The sequence below is a fragment of the Heyndrickxia oleronia genome (assembly GCF_017809215.1).
Lineage (GTDB): Bacteria > Bacillota > Bacilli > Bacillales > Bacillaceae_C > Heyndrickxia > Heyndrickxia oleronia.
Window position 1 is genome coordinate 3,236,794 of record NZ_CP065424.1, and the last position, 13,420, is coordinate 3,250,213.

Annotated in this window: 14 protein-coding genes; all 14 read right to left on the minus strand. The window is 34.6% G+C overall.

The window, feature by feature from the left end:
- Positions 1–14: 14 nt before the first annotated feature.
- Positions 15–692, minus strand: a complete 678-nt coding sequence (locus tag I5818_RS16185) for a YggS family pyridoxal phosphate-dependent enzyme (RefSeq protein WP_078109730.1) — start codon at positions 690–692, stop codon at positions 15–17.
- Entirely contained in the window at positions 693–1,511 is an 819-nt protein-coding gene (gene pgeF, locus I5818_RS16190; protein WP_071976634.1) for a peptidoglycan editing factor PgeF, read from the minus strand. It abuts the gene before it with no gap.
- 428 nt (positions 1,512–1,939) lie between these two features.
- The gene (locus tag I5818_RS16195; protein ID WP_058002569.1) at positions 1,940–2,212 is read right to left on the minus strand and encodes a YlmC/YmxH family sporulation protein; all 273 of its coding nucleotides are present in this window, start codon (positions 2,210–2,212) and stop codon (positions 1,940–1,942) included.
- 163 nt (positions 2,213–2,375) lie between these two features.
- Positions 2,376–3,152, minus strand: a complete 777-nt coding sequence (gene sigG / locus I5818_RS16200) for an RNA polymerase sporulation sigma factor SigG (protein WP_071976633.1) — start codon at positions 3,150–3,152, stop codon at positions 2,376–2,378.
- A gap of 141 nt (positions 3,153–3,293) precedes the next feature.
- Complete coding sequence (sigE, locus tag I5818_RS16205; RefSeq protein ID WP_058002567.1) at positions 3,294–4,013, minus strand: RNA polymerase sporulation sigma factor SigE; 720 nt, start codon at positions 4,011–4,013, stop codon at positions 3,294–3,296.
- 176 nt (positions 4,014–4,189) lie between these two features.
- A complete protein-coding gene (gene spoIIGA / locus I5818_RS16210) occupies positions 4,190–5,116 on the minus strand; it encodes a sigma-E processing peptidase SpoIIGA (protein ID WP_071976632.1) in 927 nt (308 codons plus the stop codon).
- A gap of 247 nt (positions 5,117–5,363) precedes the next feature.
- The gene (gene ftsZ / locus I5818_RS16215) at positions 5,364–6,515 is read right to left on the minus strand and encodes a cell division protein FtsZ (protein WP_071976631.1); all 1,152 of its coding nucleotides are present in this window, start codon (positions 6,513–6,515) and stop codon (positions 5,364–5,366) included.
- Between the two features lie 147 nt (positions 6,516–6,662).
- Positions 6,663–7,946 (minus strand): cell division protein FtsA, encoded by a 1,284-nt coding sequence (ftsA, locus tag I5818_RS16220; protein WP_078109731.1) that lies wholly within the window; start codon positions 7,944–7,946, stop codon positions 6,663–6,665.
- Positions 7,947–8,080: 134 nt separating this feature from the next.
- A complete protein-coding gene (locus I5818_RS16225) occupies positions 8,081–8,443 on the minus strand; it encodes a small basic family protein (RefSeq protein ID WP_078109732.1) in 363 nt (120 codons plus the stop codon).
- Between the two features lie 143 nt (positions 8,444–8,586).
- Positions 8,587–9,297 (minus strand): DUF881 domain-containing protein, encoded by a 711-nt coding sequence (locus I5818_RS16230; protein WP_078109733.1) that lies wholly within the window; start codon positions 9,295–9,297, stop codon positions 8,587–8,589.
- Between the two features lie 21 nt (positions 9,298–9,318).
- Complete coding sequence (locus tag I5818_RS16235) at positions 9,319–10,044, minus strand: DUF881 domain-containing protein (protein ID WP_235813243.1); 726 nt, start codon at positions 10,042–10,044, stop codon at positions 9,319–9,321.
- A complete protein-coding gene (locus I5818_RS16240; protein ID WP_078109734.1) occupies positions 10,004–10,801 on the minus strand; it encodes a cell division protein FtsQ/DivIB in 798 nt (265 codons plus the stop codon). The genes I5818_RS16235 and I5818_RS16240 overlap by 41 nt, the downstream gene beginning before the upstream one ends.
- A 90-nt stretch (positions 10,802–10,891) precedes the next feature.
- Positions 10,892–11,986, minus strand: a complete 1,095-nt coding sequence (murG, locus tag I5818_RS16245; protein WP_078109735.1) for an undecaprenyldiphospho-muramoylpentapeptide beta-N-acetylglucosaminyltransferase — start codon at positions 11,984–11,986, stop codon at positions 10,892–10,894.
- Positions 11,987–12,243: 257 nt separating this feature from the next.
- A complete protein-coding gene (gene spoVE, locus I5818_RS16250) occupies positions 12,244–13,314 on the minus strand; it encodes a stage V sporulation protein E (protein WP_390883611.1) in 1,071 nt (356 codons plus the stop codon).
- Positions 13,315–13,420 lie beyond the last annotated feature (106 nt).

Consider the following 13,420-nt stretch of genomic DNA (forward strand, 5'->3'; position numbering starts at 1 on the left):
ATGACCTGCTTATTTCATCCTTCATCGCCAACTAATGACGTACCAATTCGAATATATGTAGCACCTTCTTCAATTGCTATTGTATAGTCATTAGACATTCCCATTGATAATTCATTACATGGTGCATAATCAAGCTGTAATTCTTGAATTTTCACTTGAAGTTCTTTCAATCCACGAAAACTTTGACGAATGATTTCTACATTTTCAGTCAAAGGTGCCATTGTCATTAAACCAATCACTTTAATGTTTTCTAAATCTTTTAAATCATGTATAAAATTTACCACATTCTCCGGACTAATGCCATGCTTAGATTCTTCCCCTGATACATTAACCTGTACAAAGCAAGATATTTGCTTATTGGCACGCTTATTTATTTCTTCAGCTAAAGAAAGTCGGTCTAGAGAATGAATAAAAGATACTTTATCAATAATATTTTTGACTTTTCTAGTTTGCAAAGAGCCTATGAAATGCCAAACTGCATCGTTTCCTATTGTTTCCCATTTATTTAATAGACCTTCATCACGATTTTCCCCCAAATTTTTAACCCCTGCCTGAAGTGCTTCCTGTGCACGTTCAGTAGTCACATATTTCGTAACTGCAATAAGTTTAATTTCTTCGGAGTTTCTATTAGATCTTTCACATGCTGCTTTAATTTTTTCATTAATGATTGAAAGATTTTCAACCACTTTCATTTAAATATCTCCTTTCAAACCAATAAAACTAAGCATTCTTCCTGTTTTTCCATGATCACGTCGATGAGAAAAAAATTCTTGATGATCACAACTCGTACAATAATTAGTGAGTTCAATATTTTCCAATTTAACTCCTGATTTTAAAAGAATCATTTGATTTAATTTTTTTAAATCTAAATGATATTGTCCATCCGATATTTCTTGGTATGGACAATCATCTTCTACCCAAGTATTTACTTTCTCAATCACTCGATCATCGACGATATAACAATTTTTGCAAATAGATGGACCAATTACCACGTTAATTTCTTCTGGTTTAATTCCTTCCTGATTCCATTTATCAACCATTTCTTTGGCGATCCCATTTACTGTTCCTTTCCAGCCTGCATGAGCTACGCCAATAATATGATGATTTGGCGCGTAAAAGAATAAGGGCACACAATCAGCAAAACAAAGAGTGAGAAGAATATCTTCTTCACCTGTATATAGTCCATCAGTTCGTTGGATACTACTTGAATAATCAAGTGCTCCTTTTCCAGCATCAGCATGATCCACTTTTGCAATATATGTATCGTGTGTTTGCTCGGCTCCTATCCAATGATCAAGAGTAAATCCAAGCTTCTTGGAAAGTAGTTTCCGGTTTGATTGTACACTCTTTTGGTCATCACCTACATGAAACCCAAAATTTAATGAGGCAAACTGTTTTTCACTTTGGCCGCCTAGCTTTGTTGTAAATCCAGCAATTAGCCGGGAATTTATCTGATTCCAATTTTCAATGATAAAAAACTCTTTCTCTTTTTTTTGGAAAGGTTCGCTCATAATCGTAACTCCTAATAAGGTTCTTAACCTTAGATTCTTTTTTATAGTTTATCACAGATTACGTTTTGGTTCATTCAAAAACTGTAAATCAAATCACTTGTAAAAGAAGAGATTGTGACAGATAAAGAGGAATTGAAGTGGAAAATGTGTCTCAAGATCGGTGTTTGAGACACATAAAGAAGAATTGAGGAGAAAAATGTGTCTCAGGACCAGTGCTTGAGACAGGTAAATGGGCTGAGAACTAAAAAATGTGTCTCAAGAACAGGGATTGAGACACATAAATGGGCTAAGAACTAAAAAATGTGTCTCGAGACCAGTGCTTGTGACACATAATAGGACTGAAAACTGAATAATGTGTCTCAGGACTAGTGCCTGAGACAGATAAACAGTCAGAGAAGAGGATAATCTGTCTCAAACCCAATCATTGATTATTTCGGTTCTGATAATTGTTGTTGCATGTAATTTTGATCACGAAATCTAACAAGAATGACGTCCGCGCCAATTTTTACAATATTACTCCATGGTATAATAAATTCCTCCTCTTTCCCGAAGAAACCTAGTATTTTCCCAGAACCGCCAACGATAATACTTTCTATTTTTCCTGTATCTAGATTAATATCAATATCACCCACATTTCCTAATTTTCGGCCATCAGAAATACTCACCACATCTTTAACTTGGAATTCTGATATTCTCACCAAATTTACCACTCCTTAAAAATCATTCCAATCAATGATATTACATGTATATGCTTTAGTTGATTTTTTTAGGAATGGCTTTAGTTGATCTTGCCAAAAGAATAAAATAGCTTTCATTAAAATAATGTAGGACAAGTACCCCGCTAAAAACGGGATACTTGTCCTACTATTGGATATTCTTATTCATTTGTTTAATGGCAGCCTTTTCTAAACGTGATACTTGAGCTTGGGAAATACCAATTTCTTCAGCAACTTCCATTTGCGTTTTCCCTTGAAAAAATCGTTTTCTAATAATGAGTTTTTCTCGGTCATTTAACCTGCGCAACCCTTCTTGTAAAGCAATTTCTTCCACCCAATTCGTATCACGATTTTTTTCATCACCTAGCTGATCCATTACATAAATAGGGTCTCCCCCATCATTATAGATAGGTTCGAATAAGGATACTGGATCTTGTATTGCATCAAGAGCAAATACAATTTCCTCGTGTGGTACTTCCAATACCTTTGCTATTTCTTCTGCTGTGGGCTCCCTCGATGTTTTACTCATAAGTTTTTCTCGTACTTGTAGCGCTTTATAAGCAATATCTCGTAGTGACCTTGAGACACGGATTGGATTATTGTCACGTAAATATCTACGTATTTCTCCAATAATCATTGGCACCGCATAAGTAGAAAATCTCACATTTTGACTTAAATCAAAATTATCAATTGATTTCATTAGTCCAATACATCCTACCTGAAAAAGATCATCTACATACTCACCACGGTTATTAAAACGCTGAATAACACTTAATACAAGTCTTAAATTACCGTTTACAAGCTTCTCTCTTGCATATAAATCTCCTTCATGCATTTTTTTTAACAATTCTCTCATCTCTTCGTTTTTTAACACAGGAAGCTTTGATGTATCGACCCCACAAATTTCAACTTTATTTCGCTTCAAGTCTTTTCCCCCCCTTATAGGAGCTGCTGTTCAAAATTAAGTATCTCCTTGGGTGGGAAATTTATGCATGAAATGAAATTTGTGATAGATGGTTAAATCCTCTAATTACTGATAGAAATAGCGTTTTAAAAAAATATTTTTTTAAACCATTTTATTAAATTCTTTTTTTAATCGTTTAATGATTCTTTTTTCCAACCTTGATATATATGACTGTGAAATACCTAACATATCTGCTACATCTTTTTGTGTTTTCTCCTCTCCCCCGAGTAGACCAAATCTGAGCTCCATGATTTGCTTTTCACGTGGAGATAATTGGTGCAGAGCATTAAATAATAACTTTTTATCCACATTTGCTTCGATGTCTTTTGTAATAATATCCTCTTCGGTACCAAGAACATCTGATAATAACAATTCATTCCCATCCCAATCAATGTTTAATGGCTCATCAAAGGAAACTTCTGATCGAATTTTATTATTTCTCCGCAAATACATTAAAATTTCATTTTCGATACATCTTGATGCATATGTAGCTAACTTTATTTTCTTTTCGGGGTTAAAGGTATTTACTGCTTTTATTAATCCAATTGTTCCGATACTAATTAAATCCTCAATATTAATACCTGTATTTTCAAATTTTCGGGCAATGTATACAACTAATCTTAAATTTCTTTCAATAAGCAAAGATCGTGCAGCCATATCACCTTTTGGCAGCTTTTCTAATAAAACTTCCTCCTCTTCTTTTGTCAAGGGTGGTGGCAATGCTTCACTTCCACCAATATAATAGATCTCATCTGTTTTTAACCCCAATTTTAAAAGTACTTTGTACCAATAATAAGATAATTTTATTTTTAATTTTTTCATCTCATGTCCTCCTTCTAAATAGATAATCTTAGGAGTATAGTTATAGTAAACAATTGAATTTACCTTTTTTCGTTTAGGCAAGAGCTACAAACTTCTAAGAACCAATAAAGCCTAGTTGGAATAGCAGGCAGCAGGGCTTATACAAAAGCAACAAACAATATGAAAGCAGCCTGCGTTTAAGATACTGATTTTATTGAGATTCCTGTTAACATTTTGGGATGAACGATGCATTGGAATACATCTTCACTTGATAAGGCATGATTTGAAAATGATATTAACGCTTTTTGTACATTCCAGCTTTCATGATCTTTTTGAATTATCATTTGATCGGGTTTATACGCAAGCAAAAGTTGATTTCCTTTACTAACAGTCTTTGCAGGTATGAATCGAACTCTTTCACTCCATTCGGAAGGTAATTCCGTTTTCCCTTGCAAAAAATTCTCTGAATGCTCTGTAGCCTCTATAATTTCCGTAGGAAGCTGATTTCTAAATGATTGGGTTGAGATGATCATTACAGGCTGCCTTGATAATGGATCGTAAAGCTGGTTTCCACTATCTATAAGACCTTTCACTTGAATAGAAACTCCATTTATCTCGACCATGACATCTACTAATTGATCAAATTGAATGGTCGTTATTTCAAATGTTTCAATCCTTTTCTTAGAGAAATACCACGCAATTGGAATGCCAAATAGTATGAACAGCCAACTAATCGGATCACCGAATCCTCTAACTGATGCTAATAAAACTGAACTTTGCAATTGAAAATCAAATTGAATAAAATAATGAACTCCGATTAAAATGCCACCAGTTAAGAAAGTAACAAAATAAAAGGTAAGAACATTGGATATAAAATATTTAAAGCGTTTATAACCAAAAACTGTAAAGACCATTACGAAGGAAAAAAGTAATTTGATGAATGGGTTTCCTGCATAAGCTGATAACGGAGTCAGGCTCATAACAATTAGTAAAGATCCGATTAAACCTCCAAGTAAAAGCTTCCATTTTGATATTGGACGTTTCATTATAATGGCAGTTATCCAGAGTAGCATCACGTCTACAATGAAGTTTAAAAGCCATATCACGTCCATATAGACGACCAAACCTATCCCCCCAATTGCTATGTTTTTTATTCATACCAGCTTTTCTTAATGGTATCGTACATACCTGTTTGAAGTGTGTCATTTCTTGTATGGGAAATTAGAGAAGTTTTCAAGATTTCGTTCGAATTTTGTCAAATTAAAATACGCTATCTAGTGACCTTAAATAGGGGCTATCATAAGAATTTTGGGGATAAAAAAAAGAATTGTCTGGTAAGGGAGTTAACCCTTATTAGACAATTCTTTCTTTCTATTGATTTCTACGATTTCTATTTCTTAAAAATGTAGGGATATCTAAAGTATCCTCCACTTGTTGATGTACTTGTCGAATAGGTTCCTGTACTTCTTCACGCTTTGGTTCACGTTCACGTTTAACCGTTGGATTAACAGGTTGCTTTTGCTGTCCAACACCGAAGGATGGTCTACTTACAGGTTTTTGCTGTCCAATTTCTTCTGTAAATCCTGTTGCAATCACTGTTACAACAATTTCATCTTTTAGATCTTCATTGATTACTGATCCAAAAATCATATTTACTTCCTGATCAGAAGCAGAAGCAACAATATCGGCTGCCTCTTGAACTTCGTAAAGACTTAGATTTACTCCACCAGTAATATTCATTAACACACCTTGTGCCCCATCAATTGATTTTTCAAGAAGTGGAGAAGAAATTGCCTTTTTCGCTGCTTCTGCAGCACGATTTTCACCTGTTGCCACACCAATACCCATAAGTGCAGAACCCTTATTGGTCATTATCGTTTTAACATCAGCAAAGTCAAGATTAATTAATCCTGGAGTTGCGATTAAATCTGAAATACCTTGAACCCCTTGACGAAGTACATTATCTGCTTCACGGAATGCTTCAAGCATTGGAGTACTCTTATCAACAATCTCTAATAATCGATCATTAGGAATAACGATAAGGGTATCTACTGCTTCCTTCATTGAAGCAATACCGCCTGCAGCTTGTGTTGCACGTTTTCTACCTTCAAAAGAAAATGGTCTTGTAACAACACCGACAGTTAAAGCACCTAAATCTCTAGCTATTTGTGCAATGACAGGTGCCGCACCAGTTCCTGTACCGCCGCCCATACCAGCAGTAACAAAGACCATATCTGCTCCTCTTAAAGCTTCTTCAATTTGTTCCTTGCTTTCTTCAGCAGCCTTTTTTCCCACTTCAGGATTAGCCCCTGCACCTAATCCTCTCGTTAATTTTGCACCAATTTGCATTTTAATTTCAGCTTTTGATAGATTTAAAGCTTGCGCATCAGTATTAACAGCAATAAATTCAACACCTTGAACATCATGTTCGATCATACGGTTTACAGCATTATTACCGCCACCGCCTACGCCTATTACTTTTATCGTTGCTAATGAATCTAAATTTGTATCGAATTCCAGCATGACAGATCCTCCTAATTCGTCCATATTTCAACAAGATATTCTTTTTCTTAAACGGCTACATCCGAAATATCAATTTGATTATTTTATATCATTTTTTAATTATTAACTTAACCTGTGTTCAAACTATTTAATTTGTTAGAAAAAGCTTTACTCAAAAAAGTAGCCAAAGAATTTTTTCATTCTTGTCGAAATTTTCTCTTCTGGTTGTTTTTCCGTTTTTTGCTTTGGTTGCGGCTTTTTAGCTGACTTTTTTTCGACATGTTCAAAATGAGCAGGTGCTGCACTGACATTTCGCCCTTGCAATCTAGCATTCTTATAAGCATATTGGATCAATCCAACCGCAGTAGTATATTGAGGTTCTCTTACACCAATATAATCAGGTATTGCTATTCTTACACGGTTTTGAAATACCGAGGCAGCTAATTCCATAACACCTGGTAGATTGACACTTCCACCGGTTAATACTATTCCACCAGGGAGATCTACCATTCCCATGCGTTTCAACTCTTCTAAAACAAAGTCAAAAACTTCTTCTAATCTAGCTTCTATAATATCAGATATTTCTAATTGATTAAATTGCTGATGTTGATCGCTACCTATAATTGGGACACTAAATACTTCATCAGCTTCTGCATCTTCACTAAAGGCATGTCCATTTTTTACCTTAATTCGTTCAGCATCTTCCGTTGAAGTTCTAAGTACAATCGATAGGTCCTTTGTTATATGTTCTCCGCCTATCGGAAGTACATTAGTGCTTTTTATAAAGCCATTTTCAAAAACAGCTAGAGTGGTAGAACCTCCCCCAATATCGATTAAAACAGTGCCAAGGTTTTTCTCATCTTTAGATAAAGCGACTGCCCCTGCTGCCAATGGTTGAAGGACAATTTCAGTTATTTCTAAACCTGCCCTTTCAACACAACGTAATGTGTTATGTAATATAGTTTTTGATCCTGTGACAATGGTGCCTTCCATTTCCAAGCGAACCCCTATCATTCCACGTGGATCATTTATTTCATCTAACCCATCTACAATAAATTGTCTAGGGATTACATTAATAATTTCTCGTTCAGGTGGAATCGAAATGACTTGTGCCGCATCCATGACTCTTGCCACATCTTCATCAGTTATTTCTCGATTTTCACTAGAAACAGCTACTACCCCATGACAGCTTTGAAGCATCACATGGTTTCCTGCTATTCCAACGATGACATGATTGATATTCATGCCTATCATTCTTTCTGCTTGCTCAACTGCTTTTCGAATAGATTTAACTGTCTCATCTATATCAACAATAGAACCTTTTCTAATTCCTTCGGACTTTACATTCCCAACACCAATGATATTCAGTGAGTCGTTTACCATCTCACCAATAATCACTTTAACGCTGGATGTACCGATGTCAAGACTTACATATATTTCATTGTTGTTCATACCATGGCACCTCCCTTTGCTAAATTTCTTTGCCACATTCATTTTTTTATTTTAATCATTAGTTATCAAACATTATCTTTTGAATATATAATATAAAATAATTCGACATATGAGAAGAATTCCCTTTAAAAAGTTTAACTTTTTTTCATATTTCCTTTTTTAGTCGTCCATTTAGCAAGTAATATTCTTCGAATAACTGCAATATTTTGAAACAGTCTTACTCCAAAGGCAAATATTGCAGCTAAATATAAGTCTACACCAAGATGAACTCCTAGAAAAGCTAAACTTGCAGCAAGAATTATATTAAAAAAGAAACCTGAAACAAAAACCATCGTTTCGTAGATGTTTTGAAGATAGGCTCGAATCCCCCCAAATAATGTGTCTAATGCCGCTAGGACAGCTATGGAGAGATAGTTGGCATATTCTTCAGGGATACGGATATCTGTTAATAATCCTAAAATAATCCCTATTATTAGACCAAAAACTGGTAGCCACATTTCCAACCTCTCCTTTTTTACAATTAGGCTACTATCATGATTCAAAAATATTTTTCTAATATAATCTTCAATCAATCAAGCGTATGAATACAAAAATCTCCTAAAGAATTTCTATAATTGAACAATCCATGCGACATAATCCATTATTTAACGGGCTTCATATAACGGATTCTAATGCTTTCATCATAAGCCGGTATACTAATTGATTCCTCTGGTTTTCCTATCTTTACCTGTAAATTATCAACAAAAAATTCATCAATAACAGGTGAAACCTGAATACGGTTATAAAGTTTATCTGCTGATTCACTATTTTCTGCAATTACTCTTACCTCAAGTGGGTATTGATTAATGGAATGTCCATTAATCTTTGTATCACCATTAATATCACGAATTACCGTGGTATTTATAACCCTTTCACCATCAATGGAAATCTGTTTTGCCCCGTACATATTCAGATCATTAACAAGGCGTTTTAAAAGAACTGGAGAGACATCCTTTACCTTTTCTCCCAACAATAAAGCCTCTTTTAAGACATCAATCTTAATAACTATACCAGGACCATTTACTTCGGTTTGTCCTGCCTCTTTTTTTAGTTCATCTAATGTTTCTTTTAATGCCTGCTCTTTACTATCCTTTACTTTTGCCTCATATTTTTCAATTCGTTCCTCATTTGAGGAAATTTCTTTTAGTAATTTAGATTGTAGATCCTGCTCCTTTAATAAATCCTCCCTAAGCTCCCACATATCACGTGTGTCTCTAACTTTAGGCTTTTTGATCGTCTGAAATTGAATTGCTAGCATAAAACCAATGATAATCGAAATGACGGTCATACTCAGCTTAAACTTCGTGCCCACTCCTTTTCACCTTTTCTTTTCTTAGGATTCGCCAAGAATAGGCTCTATTTGTATTTGATTCTTTTTTTCCATCGTAAAAATTATATTATCGTTTACTAATTGGTCTTTTACACCACCAGTAATGGATAAGGCAGATTCTAGAATACCAGGGTCTCCAAGGGCTGTAATCGTAAAGGGCTCAGGAAATGGTATACCATCTACTGTAATAACAGGTCCAGTACAAATAATGTACGAACTATGGTTAATTCTTTGTCCATTAACAGCAATCGCAGTAGCCCCTGCAATATATAGTTCATTAATTACTTTAAAAACATGACGGTCATGTACAATGTAATTATTTACATTTTCCTCTTTCGGATCATAATCTCCATCCTTTAGGGTGACGATTAAACCTTTTCCCTGGACTTTTACCTTTCCTAAAAACATCCGATATTTTTCAGCGTCTTCAGCAAGATTATAAAAAACTGTCTCTTCTTTCGATAAATCTTTTTCTATGGAACGAACCTTATTTTGCTTTTCATACAATTCCTTTTGTAATTGACGATTTTCCTTTTGTTGCTTAAGTAATTGATTACGTAATTCATTTTCCCTAACAAACTGTGGATCTGAAAAATGATTTTTAGTCTTTTCATCTTTATTTACTGTGTTGTATGAAAAAGCAAGCATAAAGCCTAATACGAGACTGACAAATGCAAGTATGACATATTTACCTTTCATTTTCTTGGTTTTCATTATTCTTTTGGCCATCTTCCTCCTTCACCTCCGTTTTAAAAGGTTTGAAGGTTGAACCAACTTCTAAATCAATGACCCCTTTTACATTCGGATCAAGTTGGCTAACAATAGATGGGTAGTAGATAATTTTACTTGCTAACGTTCGAATCGTTGCCGAAACCTCGAAACCATCATTCATATATAAGGTTATATGATATATATCGGTTTTTTTAGGAGAATAGTTAATCTCTGAAATTGAATTGATAATCTCTTTAGGTAACTGTTGAATTTGCTCTACCATTGCTTTGAGAATTTTCCCTTGTTTAAAGTTGGTTAAAATCGGAATATTACTTTGAGAATTGCCTTTTTGATTAACTATATTTCCGCTTTCAAGTACAGTTAAAAGTTTTGTACCATCAGATATGTTCGCTACAGCAGTGTGTTCCTTAATTTGCACCACCACATTATTTGGAAAATTTATCTTAACCGTTGCTTTTTTTACTTCGGGAATAGTTAATAATTTAGAAGTCGTTTTTTCTTTATTGATGCTCCAAATATTTGTTTTATTTGAGATCCCCATCTTTTTTATTACTGTTTCTGTATCAACTAGTTGGTTACCTGCTACTTTGATATTTTTAACATGACTTAGAGGAGATTGGAAATAAACAACAAAGAGGATTAATAGAAAAAAAATTGAGATTAAAAATATTAACCTGCGATTGGCCTTCCTTTTCCTTTGCTCTTTCAACTTTGGAATCCGATCTTCTAAAGATACAATTTTTCTTTCTGACATAGGTGTCCCTCCTTTCATTTTTCATTCATTCAAAAAATGAAGAACGGATCAACCGTCCTTCAATTTCTTATAAGATCATTGCTAGAGAGATTAATATTCAATCACATCCTGCATGACTTTAAATAACCGATCAGATGCATCCGGTATGCCCATACCTTTTGCTGCTTTTTTCATTTTCATTATTTTCTCATCATTAAGTAAAATTTCATCGATCGATTTAATTAATTGCGGCCCGGTTAAATTATTTTCAAGAAGCATTGTAGCTGCACCTTTTTCTGTTAGTGCACTGGCGTTTTTTTCTTGATGGTTATTGGTTACATATGGACTAGGTATTAATATACTTGGCAGTCCAAGTGCAGTAATTTCAGCTAAAGTGGTTGCACCCGCACGGGAAATTACTAAATCAACCCCTCTTAAGAGGTCTGGCATATTATGTATGAAAGGAGCTACAACAATATTTTCTGGCTTTCCTACTAATGAAACTTCCTTTTCAACTTCATTGAAATGGACTTCACCAGTCACATATACGATTTGGTATGGTTTTTCTGCAAATTCAGCTAATGATTTTATTACTGCTTCATTTATCGGCCTTGCCCCTCTACTCCCGCCAACTATTAGTACCGTTTTCTTGTTGGCACTTAAGCCTAACGATTGAAGAATGTCTTTATTTTGCTCACCAATTACTTCAGAAGCGCGTGGGTTACCTGTTAAGACTACTTTTTCCTTTGGGAAAAACTCACCTGCAGAATCAAAACAAGTCGCCACTTTATTTACATATCTACTTAAAAACTTATTTGTTAAGCCAGGAATACTGTTTTGTTCATGAATAATGGTTGGAATTTTTTGCTTTGCTGCTGCGTATACAACAGGACCACAAACATAACCACCTGTTCCTATAACTACATCAGGTTTAAAAGATTTTAATAATCTTTTACAATCTTTAACACCTTTAAAGAAACGAATGAATGTTTTTATATTTTCTAAAGATATGGATCTTTTTATACCTGTAATCTGAATCGATTGAAAGGGAATATTTTCTCTGGTAACTAATTTAGATTCTAGCCCTTTTTCTGTACCTATATATAAAAATTCAGTATTCGGATGTTTCGCTTGTATAGTTCTTATTAAAGCAAGTGCAGGATAGATATGTCCTCCCGTACCACCACCGCTTACAACGATTTTCATTTTTTCACCTCAAAAATATTAACACAGTTTTTTAATTGTAATATGACTTTCCTATCATACTATATTCTAAACCAGTTTTCTTGCCCAGTAAAAGAATATTTATATGATTGTAATACTACTGTAGAACAAATGTAAAAAAACCCTTGAATAGGGTTTCTTCTCTCGATAAATAGAATAATATTAATTTCTGTACTTGCCAAAGTTAGGTTAGTCCAACTTTTCTTTGCTCCCACTCTTCCTTCTGGCACTTAAACAAATTAAATTCTTGAATAGCGACTAATATTAAGAAGGACACCTATAGCCATTAGCATAAGTGTAAGTGAAGATCCTCCATAACTTAAAAATGGTAAAGTAATCCCCGTTACTGGCATTAAACCAGTTACTACGCCAATATTAATCATTACCTGAATAGCAACCATGGAAATAATACCAACAGCTAAAAAACTACCATAAAGATCTGGAGCCCCAAGAGCGATCCGAATGCCGCGCCAAAGTAATAGAGCAAATAATAGTAAGACAAATGTTCCTCCGATAAAGCCTAGTTCTTCAGCTAAAATCGCGAAAATAAAATCTGTTTGCGGTTCCGGGAGATAAAAGAACTTCTGGCGGCTTTCCCCTAAACCAAGTCCAAATAAACCTCCAGGTCCGATTGCAAACAGTGATTGAATAATTTGAAATCCTGCACCTTGTGGATCTTGCCATGGATCTAAAAATGATGTGATACGGGCCATTCGATATGGTGCAGAGAGAATTAATGCAACAAACCCAGCAACACCTATTAAACCAAGTATTGCAAAATGCAAAATTCTTGCTCCCGCTATAAAAATCATAATGACACAAGTTCCTAACATAACCGTTCCAGTTCCTAAATCTGGTTGCAGCATAATCATTCCAAATGCAAGGAAAACAAGGGAAAGTGAGGGAACTAGTCCTTTTTTTACGGTCGTAATATACTTTTGCTGCTCCGATAAAAACTTTGCTAAAAAGGCTATCATTGCTAACTTAATAAATTCAGAAGGTTGGATTGAAAAAGCCCCAACTCCGATCCAACTTCTTGAACCATTTCGCTCCATTCCTATCCCAGGTATAAGAACTAAAACTAGCAGAACAAAGCATATAATTAAGATCGTTTTAGCCCATGAACGCCATGTCCAATAATCGACATTCATTATGAAAAACATAGCTAGGACACCCACTCCAGCAAATAATAACTGACGTTTTGCAAAAAAGAGGGAATCATCAAATTTATAGTTTGCCCATATTGCACTAGCACTATAAACCATTATAAGTCCAACTGTTAATAATAATAATGTGACGATAATTAACATGATATCAGGATTTGATTTTTTTACTGGCAAAGTCAACACCTCGAGAGTGAAATATTTGAGCTAGGTGTTCATTCTCAAGATGTTAAACGTAAAGGAATCTACAACG

What these genes read in the sequence shown, in the direction of transcription:
- I5818_RS16185 (WP_078109730.1), bottom strand. Translation starts at nt 692, where the DNA reads ATGAAAGTGGTTGAAAATCTTTCAATCATTAATGAAAAAATTAAAGCA.
- pgeF (WP_071976634.1), bottom strand. Translation starts at nt 1,511, where the DNA reads ATGAGCGAACCTTTCCAAAAAAAAGAGAAAGAGTTTTTTATCATTGAA.
- sigE (WP_058002567.1), bottom strand. Translation starts at nt 4,013, where the DNA reads ATGAAAAAATTAAAAATAAAATTATCTTATTATTGGTACAAAGTACTT.
- ftsZ (WP_071976631.1), bottom strand. Translation starts at nt 6,515, where the DNA reads ATGCTGGAATTCGATACAAATTTAGATTCATTAGCAACGATAAAAGTA.
- ftsA (WP_078109731.1), bottom strand. Translation starts at nt 7,946, where the DNA reads ATGAACAACAATGAAATATATGTAAGTCTTGACATCGGTACATCCAGC.
- I5818_RS16225 (WP_078109732.1), bottom strand. Translation starts at nt 8,443, where the DNA reads ATGTGGCTACCAGTTTTTGGTCTAATAATAGGGATTATTTTAGGATTA.
- I5818_RS16235 (WP_235813243.1), bottom strand. Translation starts at nt 10,044, where the DNA reads ATGGCCAAAAGAATAATGAAAACCAAGAAAATGAAAGGTAAATATGTC.
- I5818_RS16240 (WP_078109734.1), bottom strand. Translation starts at nt 10,801, where the DNA reads ATGTCAGAAAGAAAAATTGTATCTTTAGAAGATCGGATTCCAAAGTTG.
- murG (WP_078109735.1), bottom strand. Translation starts at nt 11,986, where the DNA reads ATGAAAATCGTTGTAAGCGGTGGTGGTACGGGAGGACATATCTATCCT.
- spoVE (WP_390883611.1), bottom strand. Translation starts at nt 13,314, where the DNA reads ATGTTAATTATCGTCACATTATTATTATTAACAGTTGGACTTATAATG.